Origin of the sequence: Paenarthrobacter nicotinovorans (genome assembly GCF_021919345.1) — a bacterium.
GTDB lineage: Bacteria > Actinomycetota > Actinomycetes > Actinomycetales > Micrococcaceae > Arthrobacter > Arthrobacter nicotinovorans.
In genome coordinates this window covers 3,753,981-3,774,627 of sequence record NZ_CP089293.1, presented here as the reverse complement: position 1 = coordinate 3,774,627, position 20,647 = coordinate 3,753,981, and the positions used below count along the sequence as shown (strand labels likewise).

Genomic DNA, 20,647 nt, shown 5'->3' with positions numbered 1-20,647 from the left:
GCCTGAACTGCCGCTACTTCGGTTCCGGTTGCGTGGCCTGTTGGCGGGCTTCGACGGTTGCCTCCACCATGTCGGTCATGAAGCGCTGGACCAGCTCCAGTTCTTCGGTGCTGTACGCGGCCATCGCCTTGCCCATCCGGATGGCGAGCGGCATGAACATGGCGCTGCCGTCGCGGTACGCCTTGGGTGTCATGTGGAGCTGGACCTGGCGGCGGTCCGTTCCCAGACGCTCACGGACAACGTGCCCGGAGGCGTGCAGGCGATCAATCAAGGCGGTGGTGGCGGGGGAACTGAGCCGGAGTTCGGCACGGAGCACGCCGGGCGTGACCACCTTGCCGGCCGCGGAGTGGCGCATGATGACGGCCAGCGCATTCATGTCGGTCCGGTGCATGTCGTTCTGCCCGCCGGCTGCGTCCACGTAATGGTTGGCCTCCAGGGTGAAGTCCTGGAGGATCCGCACGAGTTCCTGGGGCGCCGCGGTTTGGGAATCCGCTCCTGGGCGTGCGTCGGGGCGCGGGACTGATGAGTCCGACATGTCCGCCCTCCTGCCAGCGTCGTCTCGTGTTTGCTGCCTTCCGGATATTACTCCTCGCAGTCCGCGAATCCGGCATTCCTTTCCTTGAGGCCTTGGAATAGTTCCATCATAGAGATAATCTATGGTGGAATAAAGACCCGCACGGCATCCCCACAGAAGAAGGACTCATGAACCCGAAGAAAGTACCGTTCTGGCTACGCTGGCTGGTGCCCGTGGTGCTGGTCATCACCTGGCTGGGCATTGCAGGAGTCGGCGGCCCTACCTTCGGGCGTTTGGACGAGGTCTCATCGAACGACCAGGCTTCCTTCCTCCCGGCCGGGGCCGAAGCTACCGAAGCCGGCGACTGGCAGGCCAAGTTCCGCGACTCCGAAGAGATCCCCGCGGTGGTCATCCTCGAAAACGATGCAGCGTTCACCCCGGCCCAACTGGGCGAAGCAGCCAAACTGAAAACCGACATCGAGGCACTCAAGCTGGGGAGCGCCGTCGTCGGGCCTATTCCGTCTGAAGACGGAAAAGCCGTCCAGTACATCGTTCCGATCGCTTCCACCGATGAAATACGGGACGTGGTGAAGGAACTGCGCGACGTCGTGCAGCCGGGCGCCCCGGATGGGATGAAGGCCTTCGTTACAGGCCCCGCGGGATTGACCGCTGACCTGGTCAACGCATTCGGCGGCATTGACGGCATCCTGCTGTTGGTCGCCTTGGGCGCCGTGTTCGTGATCCTGCTTTTGGTCTACCGCTCGGTGGTGCTCCCGCTGGCAGTACTCTTCACCTCGGTGTTCGCCTTGTGCGCCGCAATACTGCTGGTCTTCGCCATGGCCAAGATGGGCTGGATCCAGCTCAACGGGCAAAGCCAGGGCATCCTGTCCATCCTGGTGATCGGCGCGGCCACCGACTACGCGCTGCTGTTCGTGGCCCGCTTCCGTGAGGCCCTGACCCACACCAGCAACCGGACGCAGGCAGTCCTGACAGCTTGGAAGGCGTCCTTCGAGCCGATCCTCGCATCGGGTGCCACAGTGATCATCGCCCTGCTCTGCCTGCTCTTCTCAGACCTGAATTCCAACAAGGCACTCGGTCCCGTAGCGGCGGCAGGCATTCTCTGCTCATTGTTCGCCGCGCTCACGCTCCTGCCCGCCTTGATGGCGCTGCTGGGCCGCGCTGCCTTCTGGCCCTTCCGCCCCAAGCTCCTGCCCGACGACGAACGCGAACCTGAGATTGTCACCGGACTTGAGGGGCAAAAGGGTCTGTGGCGCGCCACGGGCCGTCTGGTTTCACGACGTCCCCGCGTTGTCTGGGTGGCGTCGGTGTTGCTGCTCCTGGTCGCTGCCACAGGTGTGTTGCAGCTGAAGGCAAACGGTGTGCCGCAGACGGACGTCATTTTGGCCAAGTCCGACGCCGTCGACGGCCAGGAAGCTTTGGCGCGCCATTTCGACGCCGGCAGCGGCAGCCCCGCCGTCGTCGTCGCCTCGCAAAGTTCCGCGCAGCAGGTCCTGGACAAGGTCAAAGCAGCCAACGGAGTTGGTGACGCCTACCTTTTGGCCGAAGGAAACGTCCCCATTACCGGAGCGCCGGGAACTCCTTCCGATCCCGCCGTCCGCGACGGCCGGGTCCTCATCAACGCCACCCTGGACTCAGCGGCGGACTCCATCGAAGCCGAAAACGCCGTGAAGGAATTGCGGTCATCAGTACGCGAGGTTGACTCCGGGGCATTGGTGGGCGGGGTGACAGCCACAGCGCTGGACACCAACACCACTGCCCAGCGCGACCTCGTGGTCATCATTCCGATCGTCCTGGTGGTCATCCTCTTCATCCTGATGCTCCTTCTGCGCTCCGTGGTAGCACCTGTGCTGCTGGTGCTCTCCGTGGTGCTCTCCTACGGTGCCGCGATGGGCGTCTCGGCGTGGGTGTTCAACGGGTTCTTCGGATTCTCCGGAGCCGATGCCACCGTGCCGCTGTTCGGCTTCGTGTTCCTTGTTGCCTTGGGTGTGGACTACAACATCTTCCTGATGAGCCGGGTCCGCGAAGAGTCGTTGAAGCACGGAACCCGCCCAGGCATCCTCCGCGGCTTGGGCGTTACTGGCGGGGTCATCACTTCCGCCGGTGTGGTTCTGGCAGCTACGTTCGCGGCATTGGGCGTCATCCCCATCATGTTCCTGGTGCAGCTGGCATTTATCGTGGCCTTCGGCGTGCTGCTGGATACCGTGCTGGTCCGCTCGCTGCTGGTGCCCGCGCTCGCCTATGACATCGGCAGCAGGATCTGGTGGCCGGGCAAGCTGGCCCGTGAATCTTCGGCACCTTCGGCCGGGGCCCGTGAAGAGGAAGAAGCGCCGGTGGGGAGGTAGTTACACCTGCCGCGACCGGCGCTCAATCAGGACGGTGTCACGCCACTGACCGACGCGGGGACCTCCAGGCATGCGGGCGATGCGCTCCCGGCGTCCGACAACGACGAAGCCTTCGGCTGTGTGGAGCCGAAGGCTGGCTTCGTTCTCGGGGAACACGCTGGCTTGGATGGTCCAGATGCCGGCACTCTCCGTGGAGACGATCAGTGCCCGGAGGAGGTTCTTCCCAACGCCCAAGCCCCTGGCTTCCCGGGCAACGTAGATGGAATGCTCCACGACGCCGGCGTAAGCGGCCCGGGACGACACCGCCGAAACCGCGGCCCAGCCCAGCACCACGCCGTCCACATCAGCAACCAGCCGGTGTTCCTTCAAACGCGAAGCGTCGAATTGCTCCCATTCCGGAGCGTTGGCTTCGAAGGTGGCGTGCCCGGACTCGATTCCGGCTGTGAAGATCTCCCTCACTCCAGGCCAATCCTGTCCCGTCATCGGACGTATAACTAGCCGTGCGCCGTCGCTGGAGTGTGCGCCGGCGGTGACCGGGAAAGTCACAGGCTTTCCAGGAGGCTGCTGGTCCGTTCCATTGCGCCGGGGACCATGGAGTAATAAGCCCAGGTGCCGCGCTTCTCGCGGTGGAGGAGGCCCGCATCCACGAGGATTCTAAGGTGGTGGGACACTGTGGGCTGGCCGAGGCTCAGTGGCCCGGTGAGGTCGCACACGCAGGCTTCGCCTCCTTCCGAACCCTTGACGATGGACAAAAGGCGCAAGCGGTTGGGGTCCGCAAGGGCTTTGAATACCGATGCCCGGAGTTGAGCCTCGTATTCGTCGATGGACGACGGCCCCGACGGCTCGCAGCACTCTTCCGCTTCTACTTGTGTCAACTCAAGAACAGGCCCGGACTTCATACACCCATGGTGCCATACATTGACAAGCATCGATATAGCCGGACATACTCAATATCGAAGTTCATCAATGTTCTGCCCCGTCGATAGCGGGCATCGAGATCAGGAGCCACGTGAGCACCCCGACGAAAACCGCAGCCCGTGAGGTGAACCAGGGCGCCGCCGTCGTGGGAAAGCTTTCGGCCGTTGACCGTTTCCTCCCCCTCTGGATAATCGCCGCCATGGTCCTGGGCTTGCTTCTGGGCGGTCTCATTCCGGGGCTGAATACTGCCCTGGAGGGCGTGAAGATCGGCGAAGTCTCGTTGCCTATCGCCCTGGGCCTGCTGGTGATGATGTACCCGGTTCTCGCCAAAGTCCGCTACGACCAGGCACACCGGGTGCTGGCCGACCGCAAGTTGATGGTCACCTCGCTGGTGATCAACTGGGTTCTGGCCCCTGCCTTCATGTTTGCGCTCGCGTGGTTGTTCATCCCCGATCTGCCGGAATACCGGACGGGCTTGATCATTGTGGGTTTGGCACGCTGCATCGCCATGGTGATGATCTGGAACGACCTCGCGTGCGGAGACCGTGAATCCGCTGCCGTTCTTGTCTTCATCAACTCAGTCTTCCAAGTGGTCGCATTCGGGGGCCTTGGCTGGTTCTACCTCCAGTGGCTGCCCTCCCTTCTTGGTCTTCCCACCACCGCTGCCGATTTCTCCTTCTGGGCCATCACGCTCTCAGTTCTCGTCTTCCTTGGTATACCGCTGCTCGCCGGCTTCCTCACCCGGGTCATTGGCGAGAAGGCCAAAGGACGCATCTGGTACGAGGACGTCCTCTTGCCCAGGATTGGTCCGTGGGCGCTCTACGGCCTCCTTTTCACCATCACACTTCTGTTCGCGCTCCAGGGCGGCACCATCATGTCCCGGCCGATGGATGTTCTCCGCATTGCTTTGCCGTTGCTGGTCTACTTCCTGGTGGTGTTCGGCGCCGGGATGCTGACAGGCCGCCTGCTGAACCTCGGCTACGCCAAATCCACCACCCTCGCTTTCACGGCCGCCGGCAACAACTTCGAACTCGCCATCGCCGTAGCGATCGGAACCTTTGGCGTAACCTCGGGCCAAGCCCTCGCCGGCGTCGTCGGGCCCTTGATTGAAGTACCCGTCCTTGTTGCACTTGTGTATGTAGCCCTCTGGGCGCGCGAGCGCTATTTTCCTTCCACCACCATCGCTGCCTGACCTTCGAGGAAACCATGACCACCGAAAACGCCAAGAAGCCTTCAGTCCTGTTCGTCTGCGTCCATAACGCGGGACGCTCCCAGATGGCCGCAGCATTCCTCACGACGCTCTCCGACGGAGCCATCGAAGTCCGCTCCGCCGGTTCGCAGCCCGCGGACAAAGTCAACCCTGCTGCCGTCGAAGCCATGTCTGAACTTGGCATCGATATGTCCGCCGAGATACCAAAGGTCCTCACCACGGAGGCGGTCAAGGAGTCCGACGTCGTCATCACCATGGGATGCGGCGACGAGTGCCCGTATTTTCCAGGAAAGCGCTACGAGGACTGGGTTTTGGAAGACCCCGCAGGCCAAGGCCTGGACGCAGTCCGCCCGATCCGCGACGAAATCAAGACACGTATCGAGGACCTGATCGCCTCATTGATCCCTGCAGCCAAGTAAACCCCGAGAAACAGGAGAGACACCCGTGAGCAACGAACAATTGATCATCATCGGGTCCGGCCCCGCGGGGTACACGGCCGCCATTTATGCCGCCCGGGCAGGCCTGAACCCCCTGGTCCTGGCAGGTTCAGTTACGGCCGGCGGCGCCCTGATGAACACCACCGAAGTGGAGAACTTCCCCGGTTTCCCGGCAGGCATCCAAGGTCCCGAGCTCATGGACGGTCTCCAGGAACAGGCCGAAAAGTTCGGCGCCCGCATAGTGTTCGACGACGTCACGGAAGTTGAACTCAGAGGTCACCTGAAGCGGGTGGTCACCGGGGCGGGTGAGACCCACGAGGCTCCGGCCGTCATCCTTGCCACCGGTTCCGCGTACAAGGAGCTGGGCCTCCCGGAGGAGAAGAAGCTCAGCGGACACGGTGTGTCCTGGTGTGCCACCTGTGACGGCTTCTTCTTCCGCGAACAGGACATCATCGTGGTTGGTGGCGGGGACTCAGCCATGGAGGAGGCCACGTTCCTCACGCGCTTCGGCAAGTCCGTGACAGTGGTGGTCCGGAAGGGTGAATTGCGGGCATCCCGCATCATGGCCCAGCGCGCCAAGGACAATCCGAAAATCACGTTCGCCTGGAACTCGGCCATCACCAAGATCCACGGCGACAGCAAAGTAACTGGCGTGACCCTCACGGACACCCGTACCGGCGAAACCCGGGAGCAGGGGGCTACAGGCATCTTCGTTGCCATTGGCCACCTGCCGCGCACCGAGCTCGTCGCGGGCCAGGTGGACCTCGACGAGGAGGGCTACATCAAGGTGGAGTCGCCCACCACGCTGACCAACTTGTCGGGTGTCTTCGCATGCGGCGACGCGGTGGATCACCGCTATCGGCAAGCCATCACAGCGGCCGGCACGGGCTGCGCGGCTGCCTTGGACGCCGAACGGTACCTGGCCGCCCTGGATGATGCGGACAGCATCGCAACAGCACTGGTCGAAGAGCCAACCCACTTCTGAGCAATACCAATGGAGGTATGAGTCACTCATGGTTGAAAACCTTCCCGTCGCCGTAATCGGTGCGGGTCCCGTCGGATTGGCTGCAGCAGCCCACCTGCTCGAGCGCGGCCTGGACCCGCTGATCTTCGAAGCCGGAGCAACGGCAGGTGCGGCCATTGAACAATGGCGCCACATCCGGTTGTTCTCGCCATGGCGATTCAACCTCGACGCCGCGGCCGTCCGCCTGCTTGAACCCACGGGTTGGGAATCACCGCGGCTGACTGCGCTTCCCTACGGCGGCGAACTCATCGACAACTACCTTGCCCCGTTGTCCGCCATCCCGGCGATCGCTTCCCGGCTCCGGACGGGAGCCCGGGTTCTCGCCGTCACCCGTAGCGGCCTGGACAAGACCCAAGGGCGCAACCGCGACACGACCCCCTTTGTTGTGCGCGTTCTAGATACCGCGGGGGAGGTACACGACTACGCCGTTTCGGCGGTCATCGATGCCTCAGGCACATGGTCAAGGCGTAACCCGCTGGGGATGTCGGGCCTGCCTGCCATCGGTGAGGACCGCGCCTCTGACAGGATTTCATCATCCCTTCCCGACGTCTCAGGGCGGGACCGGCATTCCTTCGCTGGACGCCGGGTCCTGGTGGTCGGTGCGGGGCACTCCGCGGCGAATACTTTGATCAACCTTGCGGAACTGGCCAAGGAAGAACCGGGGACACGTATTCTTTGGGCTGTCCGGGGAGCCTCGGCAGAGAAAGCCTACGGTGGCGGACATGCCGATGGACTGCCCGCGCGCGGACAACTTGGCTCCCGTCTTCGCCGCTTGGTCGACGCCGGAACGATAGAACTCCACATGGGCTTTGGCATCAGCTCGCTGACCGATGCCGAGCACGGCGTGACCGTAAAGTCCGGCGACGGACGCGACCTGGTGGCAGACGTCGTCGTGCCTTGTACTGGATTCCGCCCGGACCTGGATATGCTCCGTGAGCTGCGCCTGGATCTGGACCCGGCTGTTGAGGCGCCTACTGAACTGGGGCCGCTCATCGATCCCGAGTTCCATTCCTGCGGCACTGTTCCGCCGCACGGCGCCAAGGTTCTTTCGCACCCGGAGAAGGACTTCTACATTGTGGGCATGAAGTCCTACGGCCGTGCTCCCACATTCCTGTTGGCTACCGGCTACGAGCAGGTCCGCTCCGTGGCGGCGGCGCTGGCAGGGGATCGAGTGGCAGCCGACACCGTGCACTTGGAACTACCGGAAACCGGCGTGTGTTCGTCCGATGCCGGCACCAGTTGTGACGTTCCTGCTGTTGCCGCTGCATCTGCGGAGGATGATTCCAACAGTTGCTGCTCCGCTCCGGAGCCGGTGCTCATCGGCATTCCGACCGGGCTGGCCCACGGTCGTTCCGGAGCCTAGCCGCTGCGGCCATCAACCGGTTCAGGCGCTGACCGTGTTCCGTTCCCTGTAGGCATCTGCTGCGTAGACGCCGAGGACGCGCACTTCCGTGGTGAAGAACTCCAATTCCTCCAGCGCACGGCGCAGGCGGGCGTCCTCGGGGTGCCCCTCCACGTCGGACAGGAACATGGTTGCCGCGAACTCGTCGCCCACCATATAGCTTTCCAAACGGGTCATGTTGAGGCCGTTGGTCGCGAATCCACCCAATGCCTTGTAGAGGGCTGAGGGAACGTTGCGTACCCGGAAGACGAAGCTGGTGATTGCGGGACCGGGGAGTTCTTCCTTGGTGGGAAGTTCGCGTTCCCGGGCCAGGACAACAAAGCGGGTGGTGTTGCTTGGGTTGTCTTCGACGCCGGAGGCAAGCACGTCCAGTCCGTACAGTTTGGCGGCAAGCGGCGGAGCCAGCGACAGTTTGCGCGGATCATTCCACTCGCTGACTTCGCGGGCTGATCCCGCTGTGTCCCCGGCAATGACAGGCTTGAGCCCGGCTTCGCGGATAATCCTGCGGCACTGACCCAGCGCATGGATGTGGCTGTGGACCTCGGTGGCGTTCTCAATGGTGCTGCCTGGGATTCCCATCAGGTCAAAGTGGATCGGCAGGAAGTACTCGCCGACGATCTGGAGTTTCGACTGGGGGAGCAGCACGTGGATGTCGGCCACTCGTCCAGCGATGGAGTTCTCGATGGGGATCATGGCCAGATCGACGTCTCCATTGGAGACCAGTTCAAACGCGTCCTCAAAGCTGGCGCATGGGACGCTTTCAAGCTCGGGGAACATTTCCTTACATGCGAGATCCGAATTGGCTCCGGGCTCGCCTTGGTACGCAATCTTTTGGGCCATGCTGCTCATGGTTACACGGTGAGCGTCCGGCGACCCAACCGCGTCCAACCTGTGACTGGACAGCGGGGGCGAGGAACAGCTTTCGTGGCCTGTAGGGTTCGACAGGTGAACTTCCACGCCTTTGAGCGCTTCGTAGCCCGGCAGCCGGTTCCTGATGATTCCAGCGGCATTGTCCACGCGGAGGAGCAGAACAGCGACTCTGAATCCGGAGTTGCGTTGATCGCCGGACAGCAGTGGCGCATACGGACTGCGCGGATCACGCCGACGAAACCGGGTGCTTTTGTGGCGGTGTGGAAGCGGGACGTCAGTGGTTCAACCCGCCCGTTCACCGCGGCGGAGTCGTTGTCAGGCCTGCTCGTCTTCGTGGAGGACGGTGAGCGTTTCGGAGTATTCCGGTTCACCCCTGAACAGTTGATCTCACTGGGCTATGTCAGTTCCGGCCCGAGTCAGGGCAAACGCGGCTTCCGGGTCTATCCACCGTGGTGCACTGAACTGAATCCCCAGGCGCTGCGCACCCAGCGCGGGCAGGCCGCTGCGTTTGTCGAGCTACCGTCGACATGCGCAGCGGGGCCTGCCCCGGCCGGAGGAGTCAGCCGTTGATGATCTGGGGCACTCCCAGGGCCTTGAGGCCTTCGGCGCCGAATTCCAGGCCGTAGCCGGACTGCTTCGCACCACCGAACGGGATTCGTGGGTCTACGGCGCCGTGCTTGTTGATCCACACGGTGCCGGCCTGGATCCGTGAGGCGACTTCCCGGGCGGCACCCAAGTCGGATGACCAGACGGAGGCGCCCAGTCCGACGTCGAGCGCGTTCGCCTTGGCGACGGCCTCGTCAACGGTGCTGTACTTGATGATCGGCAGCGCGGGTCCGAACTGTTCTTCAGCCACCAACGGGTTGTCGTTATCGATGTCCGCCACCAGGGTGGTCGGGTAGAAGTTGCCGGGCTGGTCCGCGTCGGGGTTGCCGCCGATCAACACGCGCGCACCGGAATCGCGGGCGGCTTCAACCAGGCGGGCCACGATGTCGTACTGCTGCCGGTTCTGCAGCGGGCCCAGGACGTTGTTCTCATCCAGACCGTTGCCCATCGGCATGGCAGCAGCAACAGCTGCAAGCTCTGAGCAGACGGCTTCGTACTGGGACTCGTGCACGTACAGGCGCTTCAGGGCGGCGCAGGTCTGGCCGGTGTTGATGAAAGCCCCCCAGAACAGCCCTTCAGCGATGGCCTTGGGGTCGGAGTCCGGCAGGACGATACCGGCGTCGTTGCCGCCGAGTTCCAGCGTGAGCCGCTTGACGGTATCGGCCGACGAACGGATGATCGCCTTGCCCGTGGCGGTGGAGCCGGTGAACATGACCTTGCCGATGGCGTCGTGCGAGGCCAGCGCTTCGCCGACGTCGCGGCCGCCGGAGACCACGGACAGCAGTCCTTCAGGCAGTTCCTGATTGATGATGGACGCCAGCGCCAGCACGGACAGCGGAGTGTATTCGGAGGGCTTGACCACCACGGCATTGCCCATGCGCAGGGCCGGGGCGATTTGCCACACGGTGATCATCATGGGCCAGTTCCACGGGCCAATGGCACCCACCACGCCGATGGGACGGTAGTGCAGCTCGGCGCGGGTCTCGCCGTCGTCCACTACTGTCTCGGGATCCAGCGGCGTCGCGGCCGTGGCGCGCAGCCAAGCGGCACACGCACCCACTTCGAAGCGGGCGTTCGGGCCGTTCAGCGGCTTGCCCTGCTCGCGGGAGAGCAGCTGGGCGAGTTCTTCAGCGGAACGCTCGACGGCGTCGGCTGCCTTCATGAGCGCAGCTGACCTGGCGTCGTGGCCCAAGGCAGCCCATGCAGGTTGGGCGGCAGCGGCGGCATCAACCGCATGCTGGAGGTCCTCGACGGTGTGAACGGGCGCATCGCCGACAGCCTCGCCCGTCGCAGGGTCGAAAATGGTGCGGCGGTCTTGGCCGGGGGCCGGGGTAATCGAGGCCAGCAGGGCGTCGTAAGTCTCCATTGGTACTCCGCTCGGGTAGTAAGTCTTGGCGGCCAGTGAGGCACGCGGCGATGTTTCCAGTGTGGTTGGCATCATGCGACGCGGCCTTGTCTTTGCACGAACAGCCCTTGACGGGAAGTGAACGCTTTGCCCGTGCTGCCTAGTGGCTGATAATCGTGCTTGTGACTCTTGCTTCCCTCGCAGCCTTCGCCGGTCTCTGCCTGGTCCTGTCCGTAACGCCCGGCCCGGACACCTTCCTTGTCCTGCGCATCGCATTGAACAGGCCCAGCGCAGGCATTGCGGCAGCGGCTGGATCCGCCATGGGCGCGATTGCCTGGGCTGCCTTGGTGGGCGTGGGTTTGGCCGCCATCCTGGAGCAGTCGGCGGAACTGTTCCGCTGGGTCAAGATCGCAGGCGGCTTGTACTTGCTGTACTTGGGGGTGTCGTCGTTCATCAAGTCGCGGAAGGCCGCCAAATCAGCTGCCGCCGGGGAGGGTGCCAACGAGCCACTCCCGTACAGTCGTCTCTCGGCTTTGGGCGCCGGAGCCTTGTCCACCCTCCTCAATCCGAAGGTTGGCCTCTTCTACCTGGCGGTAGTTCCTCAATTCATCCCGCATGGCGGCGACACCATGGGCACGTCGCTCATTTTGGGCGTGGTGGTGGCCGTCATCGCCTTCGCGTATCTCTCGATGATCGCCGTTGTGGCGTTCAAAGCGATGCGGTGGCTCAAGCGGCCCAAGGTGAGCACCGTCGTCGAGCGTGTCAGCAGCGGCGTGATCGCCGGGCTGGGAGTCGGCGTGGTGGCGTCGGGCGCCACGAGCTAGCGGCGCCGCCTGCTGCCTACGCGGCAAGCAGCGCCAGGTAATTGTCCAACTGCCCCTCAAGGTCCTGCGAGAAGTGCTCGTTGGGGGATAACGCGGCCACGATCTGCGCGCCCAGCATCATGTTCAGCAGGTGATCGGCGACGGCGGCGTCCCCGATGGGGGTGGCGATCTCACCGGCCGCCCGGGCTGCTGCACAGTGGGCCGTGATGGTGGTGTGCCACTGGCTCATGGACTCGCTGTGGAGGGCGGCCATGTCGGCGTCGTTGAGTGCCTTCTGCCAAAACGGGATCACGATGCGGGCTTCGTTGACGCGTTCCTCGTCCAGGGGCAGGACTTCGGCGCAGAAGGCGCGGAGGGCCGCCACCCCTGAGAGTCCGTCGGTCATGGTGGCGATGCGCTGGTTGGTGCGGTTGAAAACGTGTCCGAAAGCGGATGTCAGCAGCAGGTCCTTGGTGGGGAAGTAGGGCTTGAGGGCGCCGTTGGCGAAGCCTGCTTCCTCTGCTATTTCCCGCATGGTGGCGCCTTCCATGCCGAGCCTTGCGATGATCCGCCATGTTGCATCCACCAGTTCGAGGCGTCGTTGATCGTGGTCCACAATCTTTGGCACTGGCTGGGCTCCCGGAAAAATAATTGGCGGAAAGGTCTTGTGACCCATCTTACGTTTTGGTTATTCTCTACACCTATAGAAAATAAATCCCGACCCATCATAGGTCCCGGACAAGAGGCAGCCATGACGCCCACAGCAACTGAGACAGCCACCCAGTACCGCCTGGCCACGGGTGCCGAGATCTCCGAGGTCCAGGCAATCCTGCGGGCCGCCGGACACCTCGGTTCCGAAAAGCGGATCGCCTACCTGGGACTGGTGGATCCTTCCCGTGGGCAGGCAGAGGCAGACCGCCGGTTCCGCGTGTTCATCCACGACATCTCCGGCGGAGCACCCACGGACGTCCTGGTTTCGGTGACCCGCGGCGAAATCCTCATTGCCAAGGAACTGGACACCAAGGTCTCCGGCGAGCTTCCCGTGCTGGAAGAAGAGTTCGAGGTGGTTGAAACGCTCCTCGCCACAGATGAGCGCTGGCTGGCAGCCCTCGCCGCCCGGGACCTGGACGTGGAAAAGGTTCGCGTCGCTCCGTTGTCCGCGGGTGTTTTTGAGTACGCGGAAGAGAAAGGCCGCCGCATCCTCCGCGGCCTGGCCTTCGTACAGGACTTCCCCGAGGACAGCGCCTGGGCCCACCCCGTCGATGGGCTGGTTGCGTACGTCGATGTCGTGAACAAGGAAGTCACCCAGGTCATCGACCTCGGAGCCATGCCCATCCCGGCAGAACACGGAAACTACACGGATCCTGAACTGACAGGCCCGCTGAGGGAAACGCAGAAACCCATCAGCATCACCCAGCCCGAAGGCCCGAGCTTCACGGTCACCGGCGGTAACCATGTCGAGTGGGAAAAGTGGAGCGTGGACGTCGGCTTCGATGTCCGCGAAGGAGTGGTCCTCCACAACCTTGCCTTCCAGGACGGCGAGAAGAAGCGCCCCATCATCAATCGCGCTTCCATCGCCGAGATGGTGGTTCCCTACGGTGACCCTTCGCCTATCCGGTCGTGGCAGAACTACTTCGACACCGGCGAATACCTGGTGGGCCAGTACGCCAACTCGCTGGAACTTGGCTGCGACTGCCTGGGTGACATTACCTATCTCAGCCCGGTCATCAGTGACGCCTTCGGCAACCCCCGCGAGATCCGCAACGGCATCTGCATGCACGAGGAAGACTGGGGCATCCTGTCCAAGCACTCCGACCTCTGGACCGGCATCAACTACACCCGCCGCAACCGGCGCTTGGTGATCTCCTTCTTCACCACCATCGGCAACTACGACTACGGCTTCTACTGGTACCTCTACCTGGACGGCACCATCGAGTTCGAGGCGAAGGCGACCGGCGTCGTGTTCACCAGTGCCTTCCCGGAAGGTGGCTCTGACAACATCTCGCAACTGGCCCCCGGCCTCGGCGCACCGTTCCACCAGCACCTCTTCAGCGCCCGCCTGGACATGGCCATCGACGGCTTCACCAACCGTGTGGAAGAAGAAGACGTGGTCCGCCAGACCATGGGCGAAGGCAACGAGCGCGGCAACGCGTTCTCCCGCAAGCGCACGCTCCTCACCAAAGAGTCGGAGGCCGTCCGCGAAGCCGATGCCCGCAGTGGCCGTACCTGGATCATCTCCAACCCGGAGTCCAAGAACCGTCTCGGTGAACCGGTCGGCTACAAGCTCCACTCCGAGAACCAGCCCACGCTGCTGGCCGATCCCGGCTCCTCCATCGCCAAACGGGCAGCCTTCGCCACCAAGGACGTATGGGTCACCCGCTACGCCGACGAGGAGCGCTACCCCACGGGCGATTTCGTGAACCAGCACTCCGGCGGCGCCGGCCTCCCGGCCTACGTCGCCCAGGACCGTGACATCGACGGCCAGGACATCGTCCTCTGGCACACCTTCGGCCTCACGCACTTCCCGCGCGTGGAGGACTGGCCGATCATGCCCGTGGACACCGTTGGCTTCAAGCTTCGGCCCGAGGGCTTCTTCGACCGCAGCCCAGTCCTGGACGTGCCGGCCAACACCTCAGGCTCAAGCTGCCACAGCGCAGCCGGTGATTCCGGCGAGCCTGCCGGTCACTGCCACTAAAGGGCCGCGAAGCCATGACAACGACGGCAGGACGGGTCCGTTCACGCGGGCCCGTCCTCCATCCCCGCTTCTGTGCGGCACTGACAGCTGTTTCCTGCGCCGTGCATCTCTGGCTCGCGGCTTCGGGACACCACGACGCCTGGCTGGGCATCCTCATGATCGCCCTGGCCGCTGTCTGCATTCCGTGCACTGTCCACATCTGGCGGCACAGCAGGGTGGGCGCGCTCCATCAAGTGACCATCTCCGCCCTCGCCATGGTGGGACTGCACGCCGTCCTGCTGCTGGGAGCGGGCGGTGCCGGACACGCCCACGGCGGCAGGCCGTCGTCGAACGTTGTTGATACGTCCGGCGCAGCGCAACTGCTGCTGGTCATCGGACTGGAAATCACGACGGCGTTGCTCGCCGCCACGCTGGTGGCGCGCCTGAGGCGTCGAGCGGCTGTAGCGTCCTGACCCTCTTTGCCGCCAGAAGCACGGAACCCCAACCCTAAAAGGCTGATTTTCCGTCGCTCCAGGGCAAAAGAAGGTCAGGAAGCAACAGGCTCACGAAAATTCGGCAGGATATTAGTCCTAGCAGGCAGTTTCCCTGCTTCCTGCATCCACCCCGAACACGGTTCAGTGAACAGGTGAGCAGAGCTGTGAGTAATTCGGGCCTTGGGCTGTTCAGGGCGACCGGGATTTATGTAGGTGCCATCTTGGGATCGGGAGTCCTGGTTCTGCCGGCCATCGCCGCCCAGGTGGCGGGCCCGGCGTCGATCCTGGCGTGGGTCTTGCTCCTGGTGTTCTGCACGCCGGTGGCGTTGAGCTTCGCCGAAATGTCCAGGCAGCAGCCCGACGCCGGGGGCATCGCAACGTTCGTCACGAGGGCTTTCGGACAGCGGGCCTCAGTAGTAGCCGGCTACCTGTTCTACTTCGCAATTCCGTTCGGGGCGCCGGCTACCGCGGTGATAGGCGGGGAGTACATTGCCCATGCCATGGGAGGCGGCAGGGGGACTGCGCTGATCGCAGCTGGGGTGATCCTGGCTGCGGGCTTCCTGAGCAACGCAGTGGGGATCCGGGTCTCGAGCAAGCTGCAACTCCTCCTGATGGTTCTGCTCGTTGCGTTGCTCGCCTTTGCAGTTGCCGTGGCCGCGCCCTTTGCCCGTGTGGAGAACTTCACTCCCTTTGCTCCGCATGGCTTCTGGGCTGTGGGCGGGGCGGCCAGTCTGCTGTTCTTCTGCTTCGCGGGATGGGAAGCAGTGACGCACCTGGCTGGGGAGTTCCGCAACCCCGAACGGGACCTCAAACGCGCCACCTGGCTGACCTTGGTGGTGGTTGGAGTGGTGTACATCGGACTGGTGGCTGCATGCGTCGCCGTTCTGGGGCCCGCGCTCGCGGACAGCAGCGTCCCGGTGGCCGAACTGCTGGCGAAAGGACTCGGTCCCGCGGCGGCACCCTTGACCGCTGTCGCGGCTGCGGTCCTCACGTTTGGTCCGCTCAGTACTTTCGTGGCAGGCGCCAGTAAGCTCGGTGCCAGATTGGCGTCCGACGGCGTGCTGCCGCGGGCTCTTGCGCGCGGCGTCGACCCGGGCCAAGTGCCGGCAGCGAGCCTGTGCTCGCTGGCGGTGATGTCGTCGATCTCCTTCGCCCTGGCTGCTCTTGGATGGCTCAGCATTGAGTTCCAGATCGGAGCAGCATCCGCGTGCTTCACCGCTGTCACCGCGTTCGGGCTGGCGGCGGGCGTACGGCTGTTGCCGCGACGGACCGCAGCCTGGTACGGCGTGGTGGTGGCCGCCGTCGTGATGCTTGTGGTTCTGCTCTTCAGCGGATGGGCGCTGCTGGTACCGGCAGGGCTGGGGGCCGCGGCGTTCCTGGCCGGGCGAAGGCCGTCGAGGCGCCTCCTGCCGCAGCCGGTGGACGGCCGCAGCATGGTGAAATCGTGAGCCGGGCTACGTAAGCTGCGAAAGCCGGGTCAGCTTGTCCGGGTTGGACAGTTGCCGCAGCCCGCGGATGCTCCCGTCGGGACCCGCGTCAACTTCGACGACGTCGGAACGGCCGTGGTGCCTGAGCACCAAAGCCGCTCCGCCGTTGATCCCAATGACCCATGCCCGGACAGGCTCCACGGGATCGAAAGCAATCGCTTTGCCCAGGATGCCCGCAAAAAAGCGTGCGATCCTCGCCGACCCGAACAAGGGGTTCATGGCGCTCTTGACCTTGCCGCCGCCGTCGGCCCACAGCACCGCGTCCTGGTGGAGCATCGCTACAACCGTGTTGATCTCGCCCTGTTCGATGGCTTCCACGAGCTTCTCCAGGACGGCACGGTCCTTGGCGCGGGGAGCGGGTGCATTGGGGTCGATGTCCAGGCGGCGTTCTGCACGCGAGATCATCTGGCGCACTGCAGCGGGTGTCTTGTCCAGGATGGCCGCGATTTCCGGAGCGGGCATCCCGAAGGCTCGGTGCAGTACCAACGCTGCCCGGGCCTCCGGTGCCAGCTGCTCCGCCAGATGCAACAGGGTCAAGGACAACAATTCCCTGTTGGCCACCGTCTCCTCGGGCAGTTGAGCGTTGTCCACGGGCTCGGGCAACCAGGGCCCGGTGTAGTCCTCCCGCACCGCGGCGAGCTGGCGCACCCGGTCGATGGAGCGGCGCACGCACACCGTCGTCAGCCACGCCGGCCAGGAGTCCACGCGGCCAGAAGCGGTGTTCCGTTCCTGGCGCACCGCCTCGATCGCCACCTCGGAGACCACGTCTTCGGCGTGGCCGAAGTCGCCCAGCATCCGGTACGCAATCCCCAACAGGCGGTTCCGTTCGCTTTGCCACGCCGCCGTGGCGGAGACTGCAAGGGTCATGCTGCCCACGTTACCTTTCAGACCAGCGGATTCTTCTCATCCACCGGCGGCTCCATCTGTGTGCTGATGGCAATCCGGTTCCACACGTTGATGGTGGAGATCGCCAGGATCAGGCCACCCATCTGGCCGTCGTCGAAATGGGTGGCGGCGGCGTTCCAGATCTCGTCCGTCACGGTGTCCGGCCCCAGTTGAGTCAAGGCGTCGGTCAGGGCGAGCACAGCTTGCTCACGGGCATCGAAGAACACCTTGGAGTGCTGCCAGGCTGCCACCGCGTGCAGTTTCCGGTCCGGGATGCCGCGCTTCCTGCCGTCCGTTGCGTGCATGTCCACGCAGAAACCGCAGCCGTTGAGGATGGAGGCGCGGAGCTTGATCAGCTCGTACAGATCGGGATCGACCGACGTGCGGGCGTAACCTTCAAGGCCAATGACGGCAGCGTAGCCGAGTTTGTTGCTGCGGCCGATGTTGATGCGGGTCATGCTGACTTCCTTTCAGAGTTGATGCCTTACATGAGGGATGTCGGAAGGGGCGCCGGAAGTGTGACAGTTGTTAGAGTCAATCCGTGCGCGCAGTAGTTTTCGACGAAGTCCGGACCCAGCCCGATGTCAGGGAGGTCGCCAAGCCAGTAGCCCCGGTTGGGGGTGTGGTGGTGAAAGTCCTGGCCACAGGAATGTGCCGCAGCGACTGGCACGCCTGGGCCGGCCACGATGACATTGAGATGCCCCACGTTCCGGGTCACGAGCTCGCCGGCGTGATCGACTCTGTCGGGGAAGGCGTCCAGCGCTGGAAGGTCGGCGATCGCGTCACCGTCCCCTTCGTTTGCGGTTGCGGCGCCTGTGAATGGTGCCTGGCCGGCGACGCGCAGGTCTGCCCCGAGCAGCAGCAGCCCGGCTTCACCCACTGGGGATCATTCGCTGAATACGTGGCCCTGCACGCCGCCGACAGCAACCTGGTTGCCATCCCGGAAAACATCGAATTTACGACGGCGGCAAGCCTCGGCTGCCGCTTCGCCACGGCATACCGTGCTCTGGCAGCCCGTGCCAACGTGAAGGCCGGCGAGTGGGTGACCGTGGTAGGCGCGGGAGGCGTCGGACTGAGTGCCGTGATGATCGCCAAGGCCATGGGAGCCAAGGTCATTGCCGTGGATCGGAACCCTGAGGCCCTGTCCGTGGCCGCACGCTTGGGCGCCGACCACACCGTCCTTGCCGACGGCGCGGACATCCCCGCTGCGGTCAACGTCCTCTCCGGCGGAGGCAGCCACGTGGCGGTAGACGCCGTCGGAAGTGAACAAACCTGCGCCGACGCAATCCTCAGCCTTCGCAGGCGGGGACGGCACGTCCAGATCGGACTGTTGCCTTCCATCGACGGTAACCCGCAGGTGCCCATGGCCCGCGTGATCGGCTGGGAACTTGATCTCTTGGGCAGCCACGGCATGGCCGCGGTGGACTACCCCGGAATGATGGCGCTCATTGAACAGGGTGCGCTCCAGCCGCAGTTGCTGATCGAACGCACTATCGGGCTGGAAGATGCTGCGGCACTGTTGCCCGGCTTCGACAAGGCCAACCCGGCAGGCATGACCATGGTGGACCCGGCGCTGTAAGTACGCCCCTAGTTTGATTCCTCTGCCGGGCGGTTCCGGTACGCCGCCAGGAAATGCGAGATCCGGCGGACGGCTTCCTCGATGTCCTCCACCGCCGGCAGGATCACGAACCGGAAGTGGTCCGGGGTGGGCCAGTTGAAGGCGGTGCCGTGCGAGACCAGGATCTTCTGTTCCTGGAGGAGTTGGAGGACGAACTTCTCGTCCGAGGCAATGGGGTAGACCTCGGGATCCAGCCGCGGGAACAGGTACATCGCACCGGCTGCGGGGACACAGGAAACACCGGGGATGGCCGTCAACAGCTTCCACGCCAGGTCCCGTTGCTCGCGGAGCCGGCCGCCGGGACGAATGAGGGCTTCGATGCTCTGGTAACCGCCAAGGCAGGTTTGGATGGCGTGCTGCGCCGGGACGTTGGCGCACAGGCGGAGCGATGCCAGCAATTCCAGGGACTCCCGGTACGCGGCGGTCGCCGTCAAAGGCCCGGTCACGGCAACCCAGCCGGCCCGGTAACCCGGCATGCGGTACGCCTTTGACAGCCCACTGAAGGTCAGCACGCAGATGTCCTCGGCGACGGCAGCTGTGTGGATGTGAGGGGCGTCAACGTAGCGGATTTTCTCGTAGATCTCGTCGGAGAACAGGACAAGATCGTGCTTCCTGGCCAGTGCCGCGAACTGTTCCAGGATGTGCCGGGGGTAGACGGCCCCGGTGGGGTTGTTCGGGTTGATGATCACGATGCCTTTGGTGCGGGGGGTGATCTTCGCTTCGACGTCGGCCATGTCCGGCCACCAGTTTTCGTCCTCGTCACATAGATAGTGGACCGGGTTGCCGCCTGTAAGCGTCACGGCAGCGGTCCACAACGGGTAGTCCGGTGCCGGGATAAGGATCTCGTCCCCGTTTTCCATGAATGCCTGGAGTGTCATGGAGATCAGCTCGCTGACGCCGTTGCCGATGAAGACATCCTCGACGCCGATGTTCATGAGCCCGCGCGTTTGGTAATACTGCGAGATCGCTGTGCGGGCAGAGAAGATGCCCTTGGAGTCGCTGTAGCCTTGCGCACCGCGCAGATGGTGGATCATGTCCACCACCACGGACTCGGGAGCTTCCAGTCCGAACGGCGCGGTGTCCCCAAGATTCATCTTGAGGATACGGTGCCCTTCGGCCTCCATGGCCTTGGCTGCCTGAAGGATGGGACCGCGGAGTTCGTAGCGGACGTTCTGGAGTTTGCTGGAGTGCTGCATCGGACGCATGGTTGATCTTTTCATGGCGCAGGCCATGGTGGGCAAACAGGTCCGGTATCAGGACCAGCGGATGGTGACGGGAAGACGCTTGGTGCTTGCCGAAACTTCCCTTTCGGTCCCGTCCACCGCTACGGCAAAGTGCTGAAGTTCATCGGCGGAGGCCAGGACTTCGAAATGCCCGGTTGCGTCACTGACCACTGCTGAGGCCGATGAATGGGCATGGATATAGGCGTCGGGGATGCCCTTGTTATGGGCGTCCACCAGTCGTCCCCGGATTCTGCGAACCGCCTCCGCGTTGCCCGTGACAGGTTGCTTGGGCGGGTCGGAAGGCTCCTCGAAGCGAAGGGACACCGGAACACGCACCAGGAACCCCAGCCCCTCTTCGATGGCATCGGAATACTCTTCCGCCCGGAGTTCGTCGCGGGACACCACGGAGAACTCGCTGTGGATTTCCACTGCCAAAAGCAGCTCTTCCATGATGTCCAGCTGTTCCGGCCCGTGGCATTCAACAGCCACCCTCAGTTCAAGGTCCAGGGCGGGGCTCTCATGATGGGACCTGCCCACCCGGGTGAGTGTTACCGCCCGGACGGTGACCGGAGCCTCCGGCGGCGGGACAACGGCAACGGGGGACCCGTCGTCGAACCTGACATGGTGAGGAGCGACGGCTTCCGAGAGCACCCCTAGAAGCTCAGACAACGACGAACGAACAAGGCCCACGGCAGAATCCCAGCCGGACAGAAATCCAGAATTGCAACTGGAACTAGGCTACTCCCGCAAATCCCCGTAGTCACTGGGAACAAG

Annotated in this window: 21 protein-coding genes; 11 read left to right on the top strand and 10 right to left on the bottom strand. The window is 63.8% G+C overall.

Translation table 11 applies throughout. The features are described 5' to 3' along the window. Window positions 1-13 precede the first annotated feature (13 nt). Entirely contained in the window at window positions 14-535 is a 522-nt protein-coding gene (locus JMY29_RS17515) for a MarR family winged helix-turn-helix transcriptional regulator (RefSeq protein ID WP_189076283.1), read from the bottom strand. 167 nt (window positions 536-702) lie between these two features. On the opposite strand from JMY29_RS17515, the gene JMY29_RS17510 reads away from it, so the two are divergent. Further along, window positions 703-2,877: an MMPL family transporter gene (locus tag JMY29_RS17510; RefSeq protein ID WP_079581905.1), complete on the top strand. Its 2,175-nt coding sequence runs from the start codon at window positions 703-705 to the stop codon at window positions 2,875-2,877. Here JMY29_RS17510 and JMY29_RS17505 read toward each other — a convergent pair whose 3' ends face one another. Then, the gene (locus JMY29_RS17505) at window positions 2,878-3,423 is read right to left on the bottom strand and encodes a GNAT family N-acetyltransferase (protein WP_324293004.1); all 546 of its coding nucleotides are present in this window, start codon (window positions 3,421-3,423) and stop codon (window positions 2,878-2,880) included. After that, window positions 3,420-3,776, bottom strand: coding sequence for an ArsR/SmtB family transcription factor (locus JMY29_RS17500; protein WP_018778228.1), 357 nt, complete (start codon window positions 3,774-3,776; stop codon window positions 3,420-3,422). The genes JMY29_RS17505 and JMY29_RS17500 overlap by 4 nt, the downstream gene beginning before the upstream one ends. 110 nt (window positions 3,777-3,886) lie before the next feature. Here JMY29_RS17500 and arsB point away from each other — a divergent pair, with 110 nt between their 5' ends. From arsB to JMY29_RS17480, 4 genes are read left to right on the top strand one after another with little or no spacing between them, the layout of a single operon-like run. Continuing rightward, on the top strand, window positions 3,887-4,987 hold the full coding sequence (gene arsB, locus JMY29_RS17495) for an ACR3 family arsenite efflux transporter (RefSeq protein WP_189076281.1): 1,101 nt from the start codon (window positions 3,887-3,889) through the stop codon (window positions 4,985-4,987). A gap of 14 nt (window positions 4,988-5,001) precedes the next feature. Next, window positions 5,002-5,424: an arsenate reductase ArsC gene (locus JMY29_RS17490; protein WP_039243062.1), complete on the top strand. Its 423-nt coding sequence runs from the start codon at window positions 5,002-5,004 to the stop codon at window positions 5,422-5,424. 25 nt (window positions 5,425-5,449) lie between these two features. After that, window positions 5,450-6,427, top strand: a complete 978-nt coding sequence (trxB, locus tag JMY29_RS17485) for a thioredoxin-disulfide reductase (protein ID WP_189076280.1) — start codon at window positions 5,450-5,452, stop codon at window positions 6,425-6,427. 28 nt (window positions 6,428-6,455) lie between these two features. After that, window positions 6,456-7,829: an NAD(P)-binding domain-containing protein gene (locus JMY29_RS17480; RefSeq protein WP_189076279.1), complete on the top strand. Its 1,374-nt coding sequence runs from the start codon at window positions 6,456-6,458 to the stop codon at window positions 7,827-7,829. A gap of 21 nt (window positions 7,830-7,850) precedes the next feature. On the opposite strand, the gene JMY29_RS17475 is transcribed toward JMY29_RS17480, so the two are convergent. Further along, complete coding sequence (locus JMY29_RS17475; RefSeq protein WP_189076341.1) at window positions 7,851-8,708, bottom strand: prephenate dehydratase; 858 nt, start codon at window positions 8,706-8,708, stop codon at window positions 7,851-7,853. A 105-nt stretch (window positions 8,709-8,813) separates the two neighbouring features. Between JMY29_RS17475 and JMY29_RS17470 the strand changes: the two genes are divergently transcribed. Continuing rightward, complete coding sequence (locus JMY29_RS17470) at window positions 8,814-9,308, top strand: MepB family protein (protein WP_189076278.1); 495 nt, start codon at window positions 8,814-8,816, stop codon at window positions 9,306-9,308. On the opposite strand, the gene JMY29_RS17465 is transcribed toward JMY29_RS17470, so the two are convergent. After that, window positions 9,298-10,710, bottom strand: coding sequence for an aldehyde dehydrogenase family protein (locus JMY29_RS17465; protein WP_018778235.1), 1,413 nt, complete (start codon window positions 10,708-10,710; stop codon window positions 9,298-9,300). The two genes, JMY29_RS17470 and JMY29_RS17465, sit on opposite strands and share 11 nt — an antisense overlap. A gap of 161 nt (window positions 10,711-10,871) precedes the next feature. Between JMY29_RS17465 and JMY29_RS17460 the strand changes: the two genes are divergently transcribed. Further along, window positions 10,872-11,513, top strand: a complete 642-nt coding sequence (locus JMY29_RS17460; RefSeq protein ID WP_189076277.1) for a LysE family translocator — start codon at window positions 10,872-10,874, stop codon at window positions 11,511-11,513. Between the two features lie 16 nt (window positions 11,514-11,529). Here the strand turns inward: JMY29_RS17460 and JMY29_RS17455 are convergent, their stop codons facing one another. Then, window positions 11,530-12,120 carry a TetR/AcrR family transcriptional regulator gene (locus tag JMY29_RS17455; RefSeq protein WP_189076276.1) on the bottom strand — a complete coding sequence of 197 codons (591 nt, stop codon included), beginning with the start codon at window positions 12,118-12,120 and terminating at the stop codon, window positions 11,530-11,532. A 123-nt stretch (window positions 12,121-12,243) separates the two neighbouring features. Between JMY29_RS17455 and JMY29_RS17450 the strand changes: the two genes are divergently transcribed. From JMY29_RS17450 to JMY29_RS17440, 3 genes are all read left to right on the top strand, one after another. Continuing rightward, window positions 12,244-14,187: a primary-amine oxidase gene (locus tag JMY29_RS17450; RefSeq protein ID WP_189076275.1), complete on the top strand. Its 1,944-nt coding sequence runs from the start codon at window positions 12,244-12,246 to the stop codon at window positions 14,185-14,187. A 14-nt stretch (window positions 14,188-14,201) separates the two neighbouring features. After that, window positions 14,202-14,639 (top strand): hypothetical protein, encoded by a 438-nt coding sequence (locus JMY29_RS17445; protein ID WP_039243054.1) that lies wholly within the window; start codon window positions 14,202-14,204, stop codon window positions 14,637-14,639. A gap of 242 nt (window positions 14,640-14,881) precedes the next feature. Beyond that, window positions 14,882-16,108, top strand: a complete 1,227-nt coding sequence (locus JMY29_RS17440) for an APC family permease (RefSeq protein ID WP_229778638.1) — start codon at window positions 14,882-14,884, stop codon at window positions 16,106-16,108. A 6-nt stretch (window positions 16,109-16,114) separates the two neighbouring features. On the opposite strand, the gene JMY29_RS17435 is transcribed toward JMY29_RS17440, so the two are convergent. Together JMY29_RS17435 and JMY29_RS17430 are read right to left on the bottom strand one after the other, a co-directional pair. Next, window positions 16,115-17,014: a sigma-70 family RNA polymerase sigma factor gene (locus JMY29_RS17435; protein WP_035733814.1), complete on the bottom strand. Its 900-nt coding sequence runs from the start codon at window positions 17,012-17,014 to the stop codon at window positions 16,115-16,117. Between the two features lie 17 nt (window positions 17,015-17,031). Beyond that, window positions 17,032-17,490 (bottom strand): carboxymuconolactone decarboxylase family protein, encoded by a 459-nt coding sequence (locus tag JMY29_RS17430; protein ID WP_064722510.1) that lies wholly within the window; start codon window positions 17,488-17,490, stop codon window positions 17,032-17,034. Window positions 17,491-17,573: 83 nt separating this feature from the next. On the opposite strand from JMY29_RS17430, the gene JMY29_RS17425 reads away from it, so the two are divergent. Further along, window positions 17,574-18,611 (top strand): alcohol dehydrogenase catalytic domain-containing protein, encoded by a 1,038-nt coding sequence (locus JMY29_RS17425; protein ID WP_189076273.1) that lies wholly within the window; start codon window positions 17,574-17,576, stop codon window positions 18,609-18,611. Between the two features lie 8 nt (window positions 18,612-18,619). Here JMY29_RS17425 and JMY29_RS17420 read toward each other — a convergent pair whose 3' ends face one another. Beyond that, a complete protein-coding gene (locus JMY29_RS17420) occupies window positions 18,620-19,855 on the bottom strand; it encodes a pyridoxal phosphate-dependent aminotransferase (RefSeq protein ID WP_064722512.1) in 1,236 nt (411 codons plus the stop codon). Between the two features lie 48 nt (window positions 19,856-19,903). Further along, window positions 19,904-20,563: a hypothetical protein gene (locus JMY29_RS17415; protein WP_189076272.1), complete on the bottom strand. Its 660-nt coding sequence runs from the start codon at window positions 20,561-20,563 to the stop codon at window positions 19,904-19,906. Between the last annotated feature and the right edge of the window lie 84 nt (window positions 20,564-20,647).